Raw genomic sequence first — 18,500 nt, forward strand, 5'->3', positions numbered from 1 at the left:
GCGAAGCCTTCAAACCTGACGCGCGCAGCAGCGGGCCGGCGGCTGGTGGCCGCGGCGAGCGGAGGCAGGTAGCCGAGCGCCCGAGTGAGGGCAGGATGCCCTGATGGAGGGAAGAGCGGGTACCGACCGCCGGATCGCTGCCTCTCCGACGCCATGGAGCGCAGGCCCTGCACGTGCGACCTGCAGGGCGAGGACAAGTGCTCGGCCAGAATGCGGGCGCGAAAAGCCGACTTCGCCAAGCAGCCTGGCCCTGAGCCGGGCATGGCTGCTCGGCTCGGTCAGCCATCCATGGCTGACTCGCCGCCGCGGGCCATCCATGGCCCGCTTTCCGCCATACCCGACTCAGGGCCAGGCCCGGTAACTGGAGGATCCGGAGGTCTTCAACCCAAAGCCGATGATCCTGAAGCGCGCGGCAGCGGTTCGGCCGCCGGTAGTCGCGGAGGCGAAGCAAGAGCTGAGCGCCTCACGACGGGGCAGGTTGCGCTGATGGAGGGAAGAGCGGCTACCGGCCGCCGGCCGACCGCGGTTCTTCCGAGGTCGTGATGGGCGCATACCGCACCGCGATCCTCATGAACCGCGAAAAGAAAAAGCCGGGCATTGCCCGGCGTTTCATCACCGCCACGCTGCTGTCTAAAGACTCTTGAGCAGATTGCCCAGCAGCAGCACGACCAGGCCGGCGCAGACCAGCCAGAACGCGTAGGGCACCAGCGCAGGGATGTAGTGCAGGCGCGCGGCGACCCCGAGGCCGCCGAGCAGGAAGGCGAGGAAGTAGGTGCCCGCGGAGGGCGCGGAAAGATTGAACATTGCAGGATCTGTCAGTCTCGGGTGGGCGACATGATGCCCGATCCGACAGGATCGGGCGCAGCGCCAGTGTCGGTGGTCAGGCCACCGGCTCGCGCAACACCGGGTTGTCCCAACCCGGACGCGGGGCGAAGCGATCGCCGTAGCGCGCCTGCAGCACCTTGAGCTTTTCCACAAGCACGTCGGCGCCGGTGGCGCGGATGTGCTGGATCGGGCCGCCACGGAAGGGTGCGAAGCCGGTACCGAAGATCACTCCGGCATCCAGCAGGTCCGCATCGGCCACCGTGCCTTCGTGCAGGCAGGCCACCGCCTCGTTCAACAGCGGCAGGATCAGGCGGTCTTCCAGGTCGGCCGGTGCCTGGTAGTCTTTGGGAACTTCCGGCTTGACCGCCTTGCTGCCGCGCTCGGTCTGTTCCCACTTGTACAGGCCCTGGCCGTCCTTCTTGCCGCGCTTGTCCGGTTCCACCGCCTGCAGGGCCTGCGGGATCTGCAAGCCGAGGAAGGGAGCAAGCTCCTTGCCGACGCCAGCGGCTACATCCAGGCCGACGGTATCGATCAGTTCGATCGGTCCCATCGGCATGCCGAACTTCACCGCCGCCTTGTCCAGTACCGGCCCGGGGATGCCCTCGGCGTAGGCCGTGGCTGCCTCCAGCATGTACGGGAACAGCACCCGGTTGACCAGGAAGCCAGGGGTGCCGGCCACCGGCACCGGGAACTTGTCCAGCGCCTTGCAGAAGGCCGCCAGGCGCTGCACGTTGGCCGGATCGAGGCCATCGTGCTGGACGATTTCCACCAGCGGCATCTGCGCCACCGGGTTGAAGTAGTGCAGGCCGGCGAACTGCGCCGGGCGCTGCAGGTGTTCGCGCAGCTCCACCAGCGGAATCGAGGAGGTGTTGGTGGTCAGCAATGCGTCGGGTTTCAGGCGCGGCTCGATGCTCTCGTACAGGGCGCGCTTGGCTTCGGGATTCTCGATGATGGCCTCGATCACCAGGTCGGCGCTGGTCACGCCTTCGCCGGACAGATCGGCCTTCAGGCGCGCGGCCACGGCCGGGCGCTTGGCCGGGTCCTTCACGCGCTTGTCGAACAAGGCCTGGGCGCGAGTCATCGCTGGATCGATGTAGCGCTGCTCGCGGTCCTGCAGGGTCACGGTAAAGCCCTTGTAGGCCGACCAAGCGGCGATGTCGCCGCCCATCACCCCTGCACCGATGACGTGTACGTGCTGGATCGCAGGCGCTGAGGTGCCGCCCGCGTCCTTGCCGCCCAGGGCCTTCAGGCGTTCGGTCAGGAAGAAGATGCGGATCAGGTTGCGCGCGGTCGGCGTGCCGGCCAGCTTGACCACGCCGCGGCGTTCGGCGTCCAGGCGGCCTTTGATGCCCTTGCCGCCGCTGCGCTCCCAGGTGTTGATAAGGGCGTAGGGCGCCGGGTACTGGTCCTTGCGCGCCTTGCGCGCGACCTGCTTGGCCATCTGCGGCGCCAGCAGCTTGCGCGCCGGCCAGGTGTTGGTGGCCCAGCCGGTCAGGCGCTGCTTGAGCGGGCGCTTGCTGCCGCGCAGCGCCAGTGCGGCGGCGGTATCCACCAGCACCGCCTTGTCCACGACCTTGTCCACCAGGCCCATCGCGCGCGCGGCCGAGGCGGACACCGCGCGGCCGGTCAGCATCAGGTCCATGGCCGCCGGCGCGCCGATCAGGCGCGGCAAGCGGGCACTGCCGCCCCAGCCCGGGAAGATGCCCAGCTTGGTTTCCGGCAGGCCGATCCGGGTAGAGGCATCGTTCGAGGCGACCCGGTAGCGGCAGGCCAGGGAGATCTCGGTGCCGCCGCCCATGCAGAAGCCATGGATGGCCGCCACCGTGGGGCAGGGCAGTTCCGCTAGCTTCTGGAACGTGGCCTGGCCACGGCGGATGGCATCGTTCACCGTGCCGCGGCGGTCGAATTCCTGGAACTCCTTCAGATCGGCCCCGGCGATGAAGCCGCTGGGCTTGGCCGAGGCGATCACCACCCCCTTGGGCGGGTCGATGGCCAGGCGCTCGATCAGCTCGCCCAGTTCGATCAGCACATCCTGCGAGAACGCATTGACCGAGGCCTCGGCCCGGTCCAGCGACAGCACGACCACGCCGTCCTCACGCTGGGCCGTTTTCCAATGGCTGAATCGCAGCCCGTCGAAGCTCGCCGTCATCGAAGCAACCATCCGTTCACGTATGGACAAGGTCGTTATGATCGTGAGCTTGTTTGGCCCGCGTCAAATCCGCATATGGGGAATGGGGCTGCCGGTCGCATCCCCAATAGCGGTTCGAGCCGGGTCGGCCATGGCAGGACTGAACTCCTGGCATCCCCCTTTGAACTTTTTGCCGCGCAGGCGGTCACAAGGCACGGCTTCATCGCCGAGCTGACAGGAGTGCAGCCCGGCATGGCCGGAGACGAAACACCACAGGAGCTGGATCTTGATCTGGTCAAGCGCGTGCAAGGCGGGGACAGCTCGGCCTTCGATGTCCTGGTACGCAAGTACCAGCATCGGGTCGTCACCCTGGTCGGGCGCTACGTGCACGATTGGAGCGAATCGCAGGACGTGGCCCAGGAGGCCTTTATTCGCGCCTACCGCGCGATCGGAAGCTTCCGCGGCGACGCCCAGTTCTATACCTGGCTGCACCGGATCGCCGTGAACACCGCAAAGAATCACCTGGTTGCCCACAACCGCCGTCCGCCCACGGACGACATCGATGCCAGCGAAGCCGAGCAGTTCGATGGCGGCACGCGCCTGCGCGACACCGATACGCCCGAGCGCGAACTCATGCGCCAGGAGCTGGAGAACACGGTGATGCGCGCGGTCGAGCGGCTGCCGGAGGAACTGAGGTCCGCCATCACCCTGCGCGAGGTGGAGGGACTGAGCTATGAGGAAATCGCGCAGAAGATGGATTGCCCCATCGGCACCGTGCGTTCGCGGATCTACCGCGCCCGCGAGGCGATCGATGCCGAACTCCGTCCCCTGCTTGATACCGCAAGCGCCACTCGCGAGCGTTCCCGCATATGACAGACAAACTCGTACAACACTACGGCCAGCAGCTTTCCGAGCTGATCGATGGCGAACTGGCGCCTGACCAGGCGCGCTTCCTGTTGCGACGCCTGCAGCACGATGACGAGCTCAAGGGCTGCCTGGAACGTTGGCAGCTCTGCGGCGACGTGTTGCGTGGCCAGGCCACGCACGCCGCGCCCGTCGATTTCGCCGCCCGCGTGGCCGCGGCGGTTGCGCAGGAGGCGGTTGCGCCTGCGGGCCGCCAGGCTGGCCGCGGCGGTCGTGGGCTGCTGCGCTGGGGCGGCGGCGCCCTGGCCGCGTCGGTCGCATTGATCGCCCTGCTGGTGGCACGCCAGGTCCCCGATGCGCCCGGCGCCGCTCCGGCCGGGACCGAAACGCTGGCTGCGGTGGACCCGGCGCCGGCCGCACCCGCGGTGGCGACGGTGGCCGATGCGTCGGACAGCCAGCCGATCGACCTGCCCGCGAACGACTCATCGCCTTATGGTCCGTCGGCCCAGGCGGCCTCGAGCGCTGCCGCGGCCGGTCTGGCCGTGGCCAGCGTGGCGCCGCGCCAGGCCCGCGGCGAGCGTCGTGGCAGCGCCACGCGCACCCAGCAGGTCGCCCGCGCCGCGCAGCAACGCGCGGACGCGCCGCAGCTGGCCACGGCCAACGCGCCGGTGGCGCTGCCTTCGCTGCATCGCCTGTCCACCGAGGAGGCCATCGCCAAGCGCGACCCGTTCCTGGGCGGCATGGGCGAGCCCGCCGCGCGCCCCTGGCCGCGTTCGGTGCTGCCGCAATATGCCAACAGCCCCTACGCCGCGAGCTATGGCGGTGGCAGCGCTGGCTTCTATCCGTTCGAGCCGCAGTTGCGCCAGGCCCCGGCCACGTCGGCCAGTGCGCCGGCTGCGGATGCCACGCCTTGAGGCAGCCGCCCAGGCTCGGCTGATTTCGTTCGCGTGTCGTGCCGCCGCAGGCGATGCCTGCGGACATTCCCTTCCGTTCTCCTGCTTCGAGGCATGTATTCGATGACCCATCCTGTCCGAAACCGCCTGCTGGCCCTGGCCGCCCTGACCGTTCCGCTGGCTGCCTGCGCGCAACAGCATTCCGAGGCCGCGGCCAGCGCCACGCCAGCCGCGGTGGCTTCCATTGCGCAGAGTTCCGCGCCGCAGATCGTCACCGGCCTGCCGGATTTCACCAAGCTGGTGGAGCAGGTCGGCCCTGGGGTGGTGAACATCGAGGCCAAGGTGTCTTCCAAGCCGCAGCCCGGCCGCGGGCGGGGCGGTGGCAACGCGCAGGCCGAGGAGCTGTTCCGCCGCTTCTTCGGCCCGGGCTTTGAAATGCCGGGCATGCCGGACGGGCAGGGCCCGTCGCCGCGTTCGCGCGAGGGCACCTCCCTGGGCAGCGGCTTCATCATTTCGCCCGATGGCTATGTGCTGACCAACCATCACGTGGTCGACGGCGCCGACACGGTGACGGTGAAGCTGTCCGACCGCCGCGAGTTCAAGGCCAAGGTCGTGGGCAGCGACGAGATGTACGACGTGGCCTTGCTCAAGATCGACGCCAGCAACCTGCCGTCGCTGCGCCTGGGCAACTCCAGCACGGTCAAGCCGGGCCAGTGGGCCGTGGCCATCGGCTCGCCGCTGGGGCTGGACCATTCGGTGACTGCCGGCATCGTCAGCGCCACCGGGCGCAGCAACCCGATGGCCGGCCAGCAGTACGTGCGCTTCATCCAGACCGACGTGGCCATCAACCAGGGCAATTCCGGCGGCCCGCTGCTGAACACCGCCGGCGAAGTGGTCGGCATCAATTCGCAGATCTTCTCCATGTCCGGCGGCTACATGGGCATCAGCTTCGCCATCCCGATCGACCTGGCGGTCAGCGCGGCCGACCAGATCAAGAAGAACGGGCGCGTGAGCCGCTCGATGCTGGGCGTGCGCATGCAGCCCATCGATGAGACCCAGGCCAAGGGCCTGAAGCTGCCATCCACCGATGGCGCGCTGGTGGCCGACGTGGAAGCCGGTAGCGGTTCGGCCAAGGCCGGGATCCAGCCGGGCGACTTCATCACCGCCTTCAACGGCCAGAAGATCCACAGCTACGAGGAACTGCCGCCGCTGGTAGGGCCGACCCCGGCCGGCACCACGGTCACCCTGAGCATCATTCGCGATGGCAAGCCGCGCGATATCAAGGTCACGCTGAGCGAGCTGGACCCCAAGGCGGCCGGAGCCGCGGGCGATGAGCAGGACAGCGCCGCGGACGAGGACGCGCCGGCGGCCGCGACCAACCAGATCGGCCTGCAGGTCGGCGAGATCGATGCGGCCACGCGCCAGCGCCTGGGCTTGAAGGCCGGTGAGGGCGTGCGCATCACCGGCGTCAGCGACGAGGTGGCGGCCGATTCGCCGCAGCTGCAGCCTGGCATCATCGTGCTGCAGGTCGGGCGCACCCCGGTCGGCAGCGTGGCCGAGTTCCGCAAGGCCACGGCCGGCTACAAGAAGGGCGATGTGGTGATGCTGCTGGCGCGCTCGCCGCAGGGCGGCGGCAACCAGTTCGTGGCGGTCACGGTGGGCGGCAAGGACTGATTTGGCCTCCAGATCCCCGCGCCGGCCGCAAACCCGGCCGGCGCGGGGCAGGCGTGCGATAATGGCGCGTTGACCTTACCGACGGCCCCATCGCCGCCCATGCAGCCCCAAGTTCCTGATTCCATGCGGAATATCCGCAACTTCTCCATCATCGCGCATGTCGACCACGGCAAGTCGACCCTGGCCGATCGCATCATCCAGCTGTGCGGCGGCCTGACCGAACGCGAGATGGAAGCGCAGGTGCTCGACAACAATCCGATCGAGCGCGAGCGCGGCATCACCATCAAGGCCCAGTCCGTGTCGCTGCCGTACACCGCGCGCGACGGCCAGACCTACTACCTGAACTTCATCGACACCCCCGGGCATGTGGACTTCTCCTACGAAGTCAGCCGCTCGCTGGCCGCCTGCGAAGGCGCGTTGCTGGTGGTCGATGCGGCCCAGGGCGTGGAGGCCCAGTCGGTGGCCAACTGCTACACCGCGGTGGAGCAGGGCCTGGAAGTGGTGCCGGTGCTCAACAAGATCGACCTGCCCACGGCCGATATCGAGCGCGCCAAGGGCGAGATCGAGGCGGTGATCGGCATCGACGCCACCGATGCGGTGGCGGTGTCGGCCAAGACCGGCCTGAACGTGCAGGAGGTGCTGGAGGCCATCGTCCAGCGCATTCCGCCGCCGTCTCCGCGCGACACCGACAAGCTGCAGGCGCTGATCATCGACTCCTGGTTCGACAACTACCTGGGCGTGGTCATGCTGGTGCGGGTGATGCAGGGCGAGATCAAGGATGGCGACGACATCCTGGTCATGACCACCGGGCGCAAGCACAAGGTCGACGATGTCGGCATCTTCACCCCCAAGCGCACCAAGACCAAGGCGCTGCGCGCCGGCGAGGTGGGCTGGATCAACGCGTCGATCAAGGACGTCCACGGCGCCCCGGTCGGCGACACCCTGACCCTGGCCTCGGACCCGGCGCCGGCGCCGCTGCCTGGCTTCCAGGAGATGCAGCCGCGCGTGTTCTCCGGCCTGTTCCCGGTCAACGCCGAGGACTATCCGGCCCTGCGCGAGGCGCTGGAGAAGCTGCGCCTGAACGATGCGGCATTGCGTTTCGAGCCGGAAAGCTCGGAGGCCATGGGCTTCGGTTTCCGCTGCGGCTTTCTGGGCATGCTGCACATGGAGATCGTGCAGGAGCGCCTGGAGCGCGAATACGACCTGGACCTGATCGGCACCGCGCCTACGGTGATCTACGAGGTGCTGCGCACCGACGGCAATGTGGTGACCCTGGACAACCCGGCCAAGCTGCCGCAGGCCAACCTGATCGAGGAGGTGCGCGAGCCCATCATCCGCGCCAACATCCTCACGCCCGAGGCCTACATCGGCAACATCATCAAGCTGTGCGAGGAAAAGCGCGGCGTGCAGATCGGCATCCAGTACATGGCCAGCCAGGTGCAGATCAGCTACGAGCTGCCGATGGCCGAGGTGGTGCTGGACTTCTTCGACAAGCTCAAGTCGGTCAGCCGCGGCTATGCCTCGCTGGACTACGCCTTCCTGCGTTTCCAGGCCGGTCCGTTCGTGCGCCTGGATACGCTGATCAACGGCGACAAGGTCGACGCGCTGAGCCTGATCGTGCACCGCAGCCAGGCCGACCGCCGCGGCCGCGAGCTGTGCGAGAAGATGAAGGACCTGATCCCGCGGCAGATGTTCGACGTGGCCATCCAGGCCGCCGTCGGCGCGCAGATCATCGCCCGTTCCACGGTCAAGGCCATGCGCAAGAACGTGCTGGCCAAGTGCTATGGTGGCGACATCTCGCGCAAGAAGAAGCTGTTGGAGAAGCAGAAGGAAGGCAAGAAGCGCATGAAGCAGGTAGGCCGCGTGGAGATTCCGCAGGAGGCCTTCCTCGCCGTGCTGCAGGTCGACAGCAAGTAATCCACGCACCGGCGCGCCGGTGTTCCCCAGGGGGCGGGTCGGATGGCCCGCCCTTGTTCTGTGCAAGTCGCGATGGCCGCGGGGCTTGCGAGTTGAGGAAAGGCAATGGTCTGGTTCGAAACAATCCTGGTGGTGCTCACCCTGCTGACCGGCGCGATCTGGCTGGCGGACAAGCTGTTCCTGGCCAGGCGCCGGGCCCAGCGCAGCGAACTGCTGGCCGAAGAGCCGGTGCTGGTGGACTACTCCAAGGCGTTCTTCCCGGTGCTGGCGCTGGTGCTGGTGTTGCGCAGCTTCGTGGCCGAGCCCTACAAGATTCCCTCGGCCTCGATGATGCCCAACCTGCTGATCGGCGACTTCATCCTGGTCAACAAGTTCTCCTACGGCCTGCGCCTGCCCATCAACAACGCCAAGTTCGTGCCGCTGGGCGAGCCCAAGCGCGGCGACGTGGTGGTGTTCAAGCCGCCGCACGACCCCGAGAACAACTGGATCAAGCGCGTCATCGGCCTGCCGGGCGATACCGTGGCCTTCCGCGGCAACACCCTGTATCTCAACGGCCAGGAAGTGAGGTACCAGCCGATGGGCACCTACAACGGTCGCGGCATTCCCTACGGCAGCAACGGTGTGGACCTGCTGATGGAGGACCTGCCGGGCCGCCAGCACCTGGTCTACGAGGACATGAACAGGGTCTCGGGCGAGGGCGAATGGACGGTGCCTGCCGGCCACTATTTCGTCATGGGCGACAATCGCGATAATAGCGAGGACAGCCGCCTGTGGCCGGTGCAGCATTTCCTGCCGGAAGAGAACCTGCGGGGCAAGGCATTTCTCATCTGGCTGAACTGCGAGGGCTGGTTCTGCAAGGATGGGTTCAACGCCTCCCGGATCGGGACGGCGATCAATTGATCTGACCAATCGGGGAGTCGGGGAATGAACAAGCGTGACAAGCAGCAGGGCCTGACCTTGACGAGCTTCGTGCTCGTGCTGGCGGTGGTGGGCTTCTTTGCATATGTGGGCATGAAGCTGGTCCCGATGTACATCGAGTTCTACGCGGTGAAAACCGCGCTGAACGGCTTGTCCAAAGAGCCCGGCGTGGCGGACATGGACCCGTCCAAGATCCAGGATCTGTTCTTCAAGCGCATGGACGTGGACAGCGCGGACAACATCAAGCCTTCCAACGTCAAGGTCGAGCGGATGGACGGCGGCTGGAAGATGACAGTCAAGTACGAGGTCCGACGCGATCTGATCGCCAACCTCGACGTGGTGGGCAAGTTCGACGCCGAGAAGGCGTTGACGCTGCGCGCCACGGGCCAATAGCCGACGCGATGGGGGTGGACCGGATCGGCCACCGGTTCGCCGAACCGGCCCTGCTGTCCCAGGCGCTGACGCATCGCAGCGCCGGGGCGCCGCACAACGAGCGCCTGGAATTCCTGGGAGACGGCGTGGTCAACCTGTTGATCGCCGAGGTGCTGTTCCAGCGTTGGCCCAAGGCCGACGAAGGCGCCCTGACCCGCGCCCGCGCCGAGCTGGTGCGCGAGGCCGCCCTGGCCACCATTGCCCGCGAACTGGAGCTGGGCGCGCGCCTGACCATGGGCCCGGGCGAGATGAAATCCGGCGGCCACCGCCGCGACTCGATCCTGGCCGATGCGCTGGAAGCGGTGGTGGCGGCCATCTACCTGGATGCCGGCTTCGAGGCCTGCCGCGCCCGCGTGCTGCCCTGGTTCGAGCAGGCCCTGGCCGCGCTGCCGGTCGGCAAGCCGGAAAAGGACGCCAAGACCCGGCTGCAGGAGTGGCTGCAGGCCCGGCAGAAGCCTTTGCCGGTGTATGAGCTGGTCTCGGAAAGCGGCGAGGAACACGCCCGCCACTTCCAGGTCCGCTGTACGCTGACCGACCCCGAGATGGCCTGCGACGGCGAGGGCAGTTCCCGCCGGATCGCCGAACAGGCCGCCGCCGCCTGCGTGCTGCAGGCCATCGTCCCGAAGAAATGAGTAACGCCGTGACCGATTCCACCCCTCAACGCAGCGGCAGTGTCGCCGTCATCGGCCGCCCCAACGTGGGCAAGTCGACCCTGACCAACGCGCTGGTGGGCGCCAAGGTCAGCATCGTCTCCAGCCGGCCGCAGACCACCCGCCACCGCCTGCTCGGCATCGCGACCTTCCCCGAAGGCCAGATCGTGCTGGTCGATACGCCGGGCCTGCACCGGCAGCAGTCCAAGTTCTCCGCCTCGGCGATGAGCCGGGTCATGAACCGGGCCGCGCGCGGCGCGCTGGAAGGCGTGGACGCGGGCCTGCTGGTGATCGAGGCCGGACGCTGGGACGAGGAGGACACCCTGGCGTTCAACGTGCTCAGCGATGCCGGCATCCCGGTGGTGCTGGTGATCAACAAGGTCGACCGGCTCAAGAATAAGGCCGAGTTGTTGCCGTTCCTGGCCAAGGTCAGCGAGGGGCGCGACTTTGCCGCCGTGCATCCGATCTCGGCGATGAAGCGCAACGGCCTGGAGGCGCTGGTGCGCGACATCCTCGCCCAGTTGCCGGAGCAACCGCCGATGTTCGGCGAGGACGAGATCACCGACCGCAGCGAGCGCTTCCTGGCCGCCGAGCTGGTGCGCGAGCAGCTGATGCGCCAGCTCGGTGCCGAGCTGCCGTATGCGACCACCACCGAGATCGAGCGCTTCACCGAAGACGGCCAGATGCTGCGCATCGGCGCGGTGATCTGGGTCGAGCGCGAGACCCAGAAGGCCATCGTCATCGGCAAGGGCGGCACCCGCCTGAAGGACATCGGTAGCAAGGCGCGCCAGCAGATGGAGCACCTGTTCGGCCGCAAGGTGTTCCTGGAGACCTGGGTGCGCGTGCGCGAGGGCTGGTCGGATGACGAGACGGCGTTGAAGGCGTTCGGATACGAGTAGGGGCGGAGAAACGAGTGAAGAGGAACGAGGAACGAGTGACGAGGTCCGATTCCGTACCGGCGCCTGTTCTCACTCGTTCCTCGTTCCTCTCCACTCGTTCCTAGCATCATGTCCCTCATCGCCGACCTGGCCTTCGTCCTGCACACGCGGCCCTGGCGTGAGACCAGCCTGCAGGTGGAGTTGCTGACGGCCGGGCACGGGCGGATCGGGGTGGTGGCGCGCGGGGTGCAGGGGCCCAAGCGGCATGTGCTGCGCGCGGCCCTGCAGCCGCTGCAGGCCCTGCGCTTCGAAGCGATGCAGCGGGGTGAACTGGCGCGGCTGGTGTCGGCCGAGGCGCTGGACACCGCGCCGCGCTTGTCGGGCGATGCGGCGCTATCGGCGTTCTACGTCAACGAGCTGGTCCTGCGCCTGGCGCAGCGGCAGGATCCGGCGCCCGAGCTGTTCCAGGCCTACGCGCAGGTGCGCGCGCGGTTGGCGGGCGCCGAATCGCTGTCCTGGACCTTGCGCCGCTTCGAACGCGATCTGCTGCAGGCCATGGGACTGGGCTTCGATCTGGACAACGATGGCCAGGGCGAGCCGATCGATCCGGCGGCGCGCTACGTGCTGGAGCCCGAGCATGGCCCGCGCCGGCTGGTGCTGGACCGCGGGGCGGCCGACCGCCGCGGTGCGGCCACCGGACGCGCCTTGTTGTCGCTGGCCGCCGACACGCTGCCAACGGCGGAGGACCTGGGCAGCCTGCGCCTGGCGCTGCGCGCGGTGTTGTCCCATCACTTGGGCCCGCGCGGCCTGAAATCCTGGGACATGGCCGCCCAGCTGCGGCCGCCCGCCCGCTGAGCCGATCCGGATCCGTCGCGCCGGGACGCTGTAGGGGCCTGGCCCCAGTGCGAGGCCGGCACGGTCCTGCAAGGCACCGGGCAGGTCGGGTCCTGCGCGCACCAACGGCTCGGCTCAGCGCGAGGCCAGCACCGTCCTGCAGGCCTCCTCGAAGGCCGGCAGCGCCGCGTCGCCGGGCAGGGCCTGGTCCAGCTGTTCGGCGGCCAGGCGCAGGCGTGCGGCGCCGACGAAGCCGCAGCTGGCCTTGAGCCGATGCAGTTGCGAATGCGCCCCGGCGGTATCGCCCGCGCGCAGCGCGGCCAGCACGCCATCGCGCTGCAGGGCCAGCTCGCCCAGGAACATCCCGCGCAGGGTGGCCAGGTTCGCCGGGTTTCCGCCCAGGGCCTTCAGCGCCGCCTCGTCGTCCCAGTCCGGCGCGCCTTCGCTGCAGGTGTGCAGCGGCAGCGGTGCCTGCGCATGGGTGGGCATGCCCATGGCCTGGCGCACCACGTCGCGCAAGGCCTCGGCCTGGATGGGCTTGCGCACCACGCCGGCGAAGCCGGCCTTGCACAGGCCGCTGTGCAAGGCCGCCGAGTCGTCCGCGGTGTGCGCCAGGGCCGGGACCTCCGGGGCCCCGGCGCGTAGCTGTTCTAGCAGGGCACTGCCGCTGCCGTCGGGCAGGTTGGCATCGATCAGGTACAGGCCGAAGGGCCCGGCCGCGCGCAAGGCCTCGGCCTGGGTCTGCGCGCATACGACCTCGGCGGGCAGGGCGTCCAGCGCGTGACACAGAAACTGGCGGCTGATGGGGTCGTCCTCGACCAACAGGATTCGTACCGTCATCCCGAGCATCCCAGCGGTGTGATGTCCGGGGATGTTAACGCGGTCCGCGCCCGAATCGAGCCATCTGCGACAATAGGCGGCCCAATCGCGCAGCCCTTCGCCACGTGGCCCGTCACCGCAATCGATTCGACCGCACGCCTTTCCAGGCCTCCATCACCGACCTGAGCCACGATGGCCGTGGCGTGGCCCGCCGCGCCAGCGGCGAGGTCGACGGCAAGGTCACCTTCGTCAGCGGCGCCTTGCCGGGCGAAACGGTCATTGCAGAACCCACCGCCCACAACCGCCACTTCGACGAGGCCCGCACCACCGAGGTGCTGCAGGCCTCGCCGCACCGCGTGACCCCGCGCTGCCCGCACTTCGGCGTTTGCGCCGGCTGCGTGCTGCAGCACCTGGAGGAAGACCAGCAGATCCTGGCCAAGCAGCGGGTGCTGATGGAGAACCTGGAGCGCATCGGCCATGTCGCGCCCGAGCGCATGCTGGAACCGCTGGTGGGCCAGAACTGGGGCTATCGCCGCAAGGGGCGTTTCTCCGTGCGGCGGGTGATGAAGAAGGACAAGACGCTGGTGGGTTTCCGCGAGCTCGACCCCCGGTTCGTGGCCGACCTGTCGGTCTGCCATACCGTGATCCCGCAGATCGGCAACAGGATCCAGGCGCTGGCCGCGCTGGTGGAGGGCCTGGACGCCAAGCGCGACATCCCGCAGATCGAGTTCATCGCCGGCGACGACACCGTGGCGCTGACCTTCCGCCACCTGCAGCCGCTGTCCGAGCACGACCGCCAGGCCTTGACCGCCTTCGCGCAGGCGCACGATTTTGCGATCTTCCTGCAGCCTGGCGGCCTGGAAAGCGTCCACCCGCTGTGGCCGGCCGAGGTGCCGCTGTCCTTCCGGCTGCCGCAGTGGGACGTGGAACTGGCCTTCCGGCCGCTGGACTTCATCCAGGTCAATGCCTCGCTCAACCAGAAGATGATCGCCCACGCCCTGGCGCTGCTGGATGCCCAGCCGCAGGACCGGGTGCTGGACCTGTTCTGCGGCCTGGGCAACTTCACCCTGCCGCTGGCGCGCGGCGTGCGCGAAGTGGTGGGCGTGGAGGGCGAGGCCGGCCTGGTGGCGCGCGCCAGGGACAACGCCGCGCGCAACGGCCTGGGCAATGCGCAGTTCTTCGCCGCCGACCTGACCCAGGACCAGCGCCAGGCCGAATGGATGAAGCAGGGCTTCGACAAGCTGCTGCTGGATCCGCCCCGTTCCGGCGCCATCGATGTGCTGCAGCAGCTTCCGCTGAAGCAGTTCAGCCGCATCGTCTATGTCAGCTGCCATCCGGGCTCGCTGGCACGCGATGCCGGCTACCTGGTCAACGAACACGGCTTCAAGCTCCGGGCCGCCGGCGCGATGGACATGTTCCCCCACACCGCACACGTGGAGAGCATCGCCCTGTTCGAACGCTGAGAAGCCAAGCTCTCTCGTTCCTCGTTCCTCGTTCCTCGTTCCTCGCTCCTCGTTGCTCCCACCCCCTCACTCCTCACTCCTCTCCACTCACTCCTCAACTCCCCCATGGCCATCGAAATCGAACGCAAATTCCTGGTCACCGGCGATGCCTGGCGCGCGGCCGCCCATGCAGTGATTCCGATGGCGCAGGGCTATCTCAACGATGTCGGCGCGGTGGAGGCCGGCACGCAGAAGGCTTCGGTGCGTGTGCGCCTGCAGGGCGAAACGGCCTTCCTCAACATCAAGTCGCGCCAGATGGGCCATACCCGGCAGGAGTTCGAGTACCCGGTGCCGGTGGAGGACGCACGGGCGCTGCTGGCGCTGTGCGTGGGCGGGCTGGTGGACAAGCGCCGCCACCTGGTCACGGTCGGCGCGCACCTGTGGGAGGTGGATGAGTTCCTCGGCGACAACGCCGGGCTGGTGGTGGCCGAGGTGGAGCTGGGTGCGGCCGACGAGGCCTTCGAGAAGCCCGAGTGGGCTGGCGCGGAGGTCACCGACGAGGGCCGCTACTACAACCTGGCCCTGGCATCGCACCCCTACGCGCGCTGGAGCGCGGCCGAACGCGGCTGAGCCTTGTGCCCGGCACCGGCCGCCACCATGCAGGCGTCATGAGAATCGATATCTGGTCCGACGTGGTCTGCCCCTGGTGCTGGATCGGCAAGCACCGCTTCCAGCGTGCGCTGCAGTTGCTGGGCGATGCGGCACCCGCCGTGGAAGTGCACTGGCATGCCTACCAACTGGACCCGGAAGCGGGCGAGCAGCCCGTGCCCTTGCGTGAGGCGCTGGCCGTCAAGTTCGGCGGCGCCGAGCGGGCGGGGCAGCTGCTGGCGCAGACCCAGGCCACCGCGCAGGGCGAGGGGTTGCCGATGGATTTCGACCGCGGCCAGGTCCGGGTGACCACGCTGCCGGCGCATCGGCTGATGTGGCTGGCCGCGCGCGAGGGCGTGGCCGATGCCGTGGGCGAGGCTTTGTTCCAGGCGCACTTCGCGCAGGGACGCAACCTGGCCGACCCGGCCACGTTGGTGCAGGCCGGCGCCGCCGGCGGCCTGGCGCAGGCACGCATCCGCGCGCTGCTGGACTCCGACGAGGGCCGTGCCGAGGTCCAGGCCGATTTGGAGCAGGCGCGGGCGATGGGCATCAGCGCCGTGCCGACCTTCGTCATCGACGGGCGTTATGCCGTGCAGGGCGCCCAGCCGCCGGAGCAGCTCGCGCAGATCCTGCGGCAGATCGCGGCCGAGCGTGGCGCCGATGCGTCCGGGGAACACGCCTGCGGGCCGGACGGCTGCCCGGTCTGAGTCAGCGCTGGCGGTGCAGGTCAGCTCGGCCGCGGCCAGGGCGCTGGGCGGCAACAGATGCGCGTACGGGTTCTGAAGCTTCAGGCCGCTTCTGCGACAATGCGCGGCCGCAGGTGCCGTACGCGCCTTCCAGGAGACCTCCATGCTGGTGATCGGCGTTGCCGGGACCGAACTGACCGCCCAAGAGCGCGAGTGGCTGCAGCACGATGCGGTGGCGGGCGTGATCCTGTTCAAGCGCAATTTCGCCTCGCGCGCGCAGGTGGGTGAGCTGTCGGCGGCGATCCGCCAGGCCGCGCGCCTGCCGCAGCTGATCTGCGTGGACCAGGAAGGCGGACGGGTGCAGCGCTTCCGTGAGGGTTACAGCGCGTTGCCGCCGCTGGGCGAGTTCGGCGCCCTGTATGCGCGCGACCGCGCGGGCGCCCTGGCCCTGGCCGAAGAACACGCCTGGCTGATGGCCAGCGAGGTCCAGGCCAGTGGCGTGGACCTGAGCTTCGCGCCGGTGGTCGATCTGGCACGCGGCAACCGCGCCATCGGCGATCGCGCCTTCAGCGACGATCCGCAGGTCGTGGCCGAGTTCACCCGCGCCTACGTGCGCGGCCTGCACAGCGTGGGCATGGCCGCCACGCTCAAGCATTTCCCCGGCCACGGCACCGTGCGCGAGGACACGCACTTCGATGAGGCGGTGGACCCGCGTCCGCTGGAGGTGCTGCGCGCCGAGGACCTGGTGCCCTTCGCCGCCGGCATCGAGGCGGGCGCCGATGCGGTCATGCTGGCCCACGTGAAGTATCCGGCCGTGGCGCCGGAGCCGGCTGGCTACTCGCCGCGCTGGATCAACGAGATCCTGCGGGGCAGTGCGTCCGAGGGCGGCTTTGGTTTCCGCGGCGTGGTGTTCTCCGATGACATCGGCATGGCCGCCGCGCACGCGGCCGGTGGCGTGAAATCGCGCGTCGATGCGCACCTGGACGCCGGCTGCGACGTGGTGCTGGTCTGCCATCCGGAGCTGGTCGAGGACGCCCTGCAGGCCGTCACCGGCCGCCGGCTCAATACTGCCGCCTTGCTCGGATTGATCGGGCGCGGCGCACTCGGCTGGGATGGACTGCTGGCCGACCAACGCTACGACAGCACCCAGACCCGTCTCATTCAACCGCTTGGAATCCCCACCTGATGTCGAACCTTTCCATCCCCCAGGCGCTGGCCCAGGCCGATCTGCTGGTCGATCGCGCCACGATCGATGCCGCCATCGGCCGCATGGCCGCCGAGATCGCCGCCGACTACCAGGGCGAAGTGCCGGTGTTCATCACCATCTTGAACGGTGCGCTGCCCTTTGCCGGCCAGCTGGCGCTGGAGCTCGGCGCGCGCGGGCAGGACGTGCAGTTCGACTACATGCATGCCACCCGCTACCGCGGCGAGACCAGCGGCGGCGAGCTGGTGTGGAAGCACCGCCCGACCTCGGCGCTGTTCGGCCGGCGCGTGATCCTGGCCGATGACATCCTCGACGAGGGCCTGACCCTGCAGGCCGTGCGCCAGTGGTGCCTGGAGCAGGGCGCCACCGACGTGCGCATCGCCGCGCTGACGGTCAAGCAGCACGACCGCGCCATCGAAGGCGTGCGCGCGGACTACACCGGCGTCACCGTGCCGGACCGCTATGTGTTCGGCTTCGGCATGGATGTGGGCGAGCGCCTGCGCAACATTCCGGCGATCTATGCGATGAAGGAAGCCAAGTGACGGCGATCTCCCTGGCGGTGATCGGCGGCACCGGCGTATACGGGCTGGCCACGCTGGACGAGGTGGAGACCCGCGCGGTCACCACGCCTTACGGCGACCCGTCCGGACCGGTGCGCGTGGGCACGCTGCTGGGCCACCGCGTGGCCTTCCTGGCGCGCCATGGCGAAGGCCACTCGCTGCCGCCGCACAAGATCAACTACCGCGCCAACCTGGCCGCGCTGAAGCAGATTGGTGCCACCCGCGTGCTGGCGCTGAACACGGTCGGCGGCATCACCGAGGACTTCGGCCCGCGCGTGCTGGCCTGTCCGGACCAGCTGATCGACTACACCTGGGGGCGCATTTCCACCCTGAGCGAGGAGCCTGGCAGCGAAGTGCTGCACGTGGATTTCGGCGACCCCTACACGCCGATGCTGCGGCACAAGCTGCTGGCCGCGGCGAAGGTCACCGGCACCCGGGTGGTCGATGGCGGTTGCTACGGCGCCACCCAGGGCCCGCGCCTGGAAACCAAGGCCGAGATCGCGCGCATGCGCCGCGACGGCTGCGACCTGGTCGGCATGACCGGCATGCCCGAGGCCGGGCTGGCGCGCGAGCTGGGGCTGGACTACGTGTGCCTGGGCATCGTCGCCAACTGGGCGGCCGGGTGCGGCACCGGGGAGGAGATCACCATGGCCGAGGTGCTGGCCAACGTGAAGGCCGCCTCGGCCGGCCTGCCCGAGCTGATCGGCGAACTGGCCCGCGGGTAATTGTCAAGACAGGCAAGTCTTTTGCATACTCGGGCACGCGGCATGTCCGCACCACCCACCAATGCACACAACCTGGGGAACAGGAAAGTTATGCCGTACGGTACTGTCAAATGGTTCAACGACGCCAAGGGGTTTGGTTTCATCGCTCCGGAAGATGGCAGCGCTGATGTGTTCGCGCACTTCTCGGCGATCAACTCGAAGGGCTTCCGCAGCCTGCAGGAAGGCCAGCGCGTGAGCTATGAAGTCACGCAGGGCCCGAAGGGCGCCCAGGCTTCGAACATTACGCCGGTCACCTGATTCCAGGTTTTTCTGCGCTGAGAACCCCGCCCCCCGGCGGGGTTTTTTGTGGGCTTACGCCCAAGTGCAGGACGGTGAAGACTTCCCGATGGAGCCTTCGGTGGCC

19 protein-coding genes are annotated in these 18,500 nt (G+C 68.5%); 16 read left to right on the forward strand and 3 right to left on the reverse strand.

Annotated elements, in window-relative coordinates; genetic code table 11:
• Nucleotides 1-630: 630 nt before the first annotated feature.
• Together EPA99_RS18780 and EPA99_RS16735 are read right to left on the reverse strand one after the other, a co-directional pair.
• Nucleotides 631-804, reverse strand: a complete 174-nt coding sequence (locus EPA99_RS18780) for a hypothetical protein (protein WP_164978683.1) — start codon at nucleotides 802-804, stop codon at nucleotides 631-633.
• Between the two features lie 76 nt (nucleotides 805-880).
• Nucleotides 881-2,974 carry a 3-hydroxyacyl-CoA dehydrogenase NAD-binding domain-containing protein gene (locus tag EPA99_RS16735; RefSeq protein WP_129472390.1) on the reverse strand — a complete coding sequence of 698 codons (2,094 nt, stop codon included), beginning with the start codon at nucleotides 2,972-2,974 and terminating at the stop codon, nucleotides 881-883.
• Nucleotides 2,975-3,205: 231 nt separating this feature from the next.
• Between EPA99_RS16735 and rpoE the strand changes: the two genes are divergently transcribed.
• The 9 genes from rpoE to recO all read left to right on the forward strand — a co-directional run bounded on the left by rpoE (nucleotide 3,206) and on the right by recO (nucleotide 12,034).
• Nucleotides 3,206-3,826 carry an RNA polymerase sigma factor RpoE gene (gene rpoE, locus EPA99_RS16740; protein ID WP_129472424.1) on the forward strand — a complete coding sequence of 207 codons (621 nt, stop codon included), beginning with the start codon at nucleotides 3,206-3,208 and terminating at the stop codon, nucleotides 3,824-3,826.
• The gene (locus tag EPA99_RS16745) at nucleotides 3,823-4,731 is read left to right on the forward strand and encodes a sigma-E factor negative regulatory protein (RefSeq protein WP_129472391.1); all 909 of its coding nucleotides are present in this window, start codon (nucleotides 3,823-3,825) and stop codon (nucleotides 4,729-4,731) included. Before rpoE ends, EPA99_RS16745 begins: the two co-directional genes overlap by 4 nt.
• A 102-nt stretch (nucleotides 4,732-4,833) precedes the next feature.
• Nucleotides 4,834-6,384 carry a DegQ family serine endoprotease gene (locus EPA99_RS16750; RefSeq protein WP_129472392.1) on the forward strand — a complete coding sequence of 517 codons (1,551 nt, stop codon included), beginning with the start codon at nucleotides 4,834-4,836 and terminating at the stop codon, nucleotides 6,382-6,384.
• Nucleotides 6,385-6,507: 123 nt separating this feature from the next.
• Nucleotides 6,508-8,301 carry a translation elongation factor 4 gene (lepA, locus tag EPA99_RS16755; protein WP_129472393.1) on the forward strand — a complete coding sequence of 598 codons (1,794 nt, stop codon included), beginning with the start codon at nucleotides 6,508-6,510 and terminating at the stop codon, nucleotides 8,299-8,301.
• A gap of 105 nt (nucleotides 8,302-8,406) precedes the next feature.
• Nucleotides 8,407-9,201 carry a signal peptidase I gene (gene lepB / locus EPA99_RS16760; protein ID WP_129472394.1) on the forward strand — a complete coding sequence of 265 codons (795 nt, stop codon included), beginning with the start codon at nucleotides 8,407-8,409 and terminating at the stop codon, nucleotides 9,199-9,201.
• A gap of 24 nt (nucleotides 9,202-9,225) precedes the next feature.
• The gene (locus EPA99_RS16765; protein WP_129472395.1) at nucleotides 9,226-9,612 is read left to right on the forward strand and encodes a DUF4845 domain-containing protein; all 387 of its coding nucleotides are present in this window, start codon (nucleotides 9,226-9,228) and stop codon (nucleotides 9,610-9,612) included.
• 8 nt (nucleotides 9,613-9,620) lie between these two features.
• Nucleotides 9,621-10,283, forward strand: a complete 663-nt coding sequence (gene rnc / locus EPA99_RS16770; RefSeq protein ID WP_129472396.1) for a ribonuclease III — start codon at nucleotides 9,621-9,623, stop codon at nucleotides 10,281-10,283.
• An 8-nt stretch (nucleotides 10,284-10,291) separates the two neighbouring features.
• Nucleotides 10,292-11,200, forward strand: coding sequence for a GTPase Era (gene era, locus EPA99_RS16775; RefSeq protein ID WP_206733790.1), 909 nt, complete (start codon nucleotides 10,292-10,294; stop codon nucleotides 11,198-11,200).
• 108 nt (nucleotides 11,201-11,308) lie between these two features.
• The gene (gene recO / locus EPA99_RS16780; protein ID WP_129472398.1) at nucleotides 11,309-12,034 is read left to right on the forward strand and encodes a DNA repair protein RecO; all 726 of its coding nucleotides are present in this window, start codon (nucleotides 11,309-11,311) and stop codon (nucleotides 12,032-12,034) included.
• A 114-nt stretch (nucleotides 12,035-12,148) separates the two neighbouring features.
• Here the strand turns inward: recO and EPA99_RS16785 are convergent, their stop codons facing one another.
• The gene (locus EPA99_RS16785; protein ID WP_164978684.1) at nucleotides 12,149-12,853 is read right to left on the reverse strand and encodes a response regulator; all 705 of its coding nucleotides are present in this window, start codon (nucleotides 12,851-12,853) and stop codon (nucleotides 12,149-12,151) included.
• A 104-nt stretch (nucleotides 12,854-12,957) separates the two neighbouring features.
• Here EPA99_RS16785 and rlmD point away from each other — a divergent pair, with 104 nt between their 5' ends.
• The 7 genes from rlmD (at nucleotide 12,958) to EPA99_RS16820 (ending at nucleotide 18,394) form a co-directional block, all read left to right on the forward strand.
• On the forward strand, nucleotides 12,958-14,295 hold the full coding sequence (rlmD, locus tag EPA99_RS16790; RefSeq protein WP_129472400.1) for a 23S rRNA (uracil(1939)-C(5))-methyltransferase RlmD: 1,338 nt from the start codon (nucleotides 12,958-12,960) through the stop codon (nucleotides 14,293-14,295).
• Nucleotides 14,296-14,400: 105 nt separating this feature from the next.
• Nucleotides 14,401-14,904 (forward strand): CYTH domain-containing protein, encoded by a 504-nt coding sequence (locus EPA99_RS16795; RefSeq protein WP_129472401.1) that lies wholly within the window; start codon nucleotides 14,401-14,403, stop codon nucleotides 14,902-14,904.
• A 38-nt stretch (nucleotides 14,905-14,942) separates the two neighbouring features.
• A complete protein-coding gene (locus EPA99_RS16800; protein ID WP_129472402.1) occupies nucleotides 14,943-15,629 on the forward strand; it encodes a DsbA family oxidoreductase in 687 nt (228 codons plus the stop codon).
• A 142-nt stretch (nucleotides 15,630-15,771) separates the two neighbouring features.
• Nucleotides 15,772-16,794, forward strand: coding sequence for a beta-N-acetylhexosaminidase (nagZ, locus tag EPA99_RS16805; RefSeq protein ID WP_129472403.1), 1,023 nt, complete (start codon nucleotides 15,772-15,774; stop codon nucleotides 16,792-16,794).
• Nucleotides 16,794-17,354, forward strand: a complete 561-nt coding sequence (locus tag EPA99_RS16810; protein ID WP_129472404.1) for a hypoxanthine-guanine phosphoribosyltransferase — start codon at nucleotides 16,794-16,796, stop codon at nucleotides 17,352-17,354. The genes nagZ and EPA99_RS16810 overlap by 1 nt, the downstream gene beginning before the upstream one ends.
• Complete coding sequence (locus EPA99_RS16815) at nucleotides 17,351-18,097, forward strand: S-methyl-5'-thioinosine phosphorylase (RefSeq protein WP_129472405.1); 747 nt, start codon at nucleotides 17,351-17,353, stop codon at nucleotides 18,095-18,097. Before EPA99_RS16810 ends, EPA99_RS16815 begins: the two co-directional genes overlap by 4 nt.
• A 90-nt stretch (nucleotides 18,098-18,187) precedes the next feature.
• On the forward strand, nucleotides 18,188-18,394 hold the full coding sequence (locus tag EPA99_RS16820; RefSeq protein WP_129472425.1) for a cold-shock protein: 207 nt from the start codon (nucleotides 18,188-18,190) through the stop codon (nucleotides 18,392-18,394).
• Nucleotides 18,395-18,500 lie beyond the last annotated feature (106 nt).

This window comes from Pseudoxanthomonas composti (assembly GCF_004122095.1).
Taxonomy (GTDB): Bacteria; Pseudomonadota; Gammaproteobacteria; order Xanthomonadales; family Xanthomonadaceae; genus Pseudoxanthomonas_A; species Pseudoxanthomonas_A composti.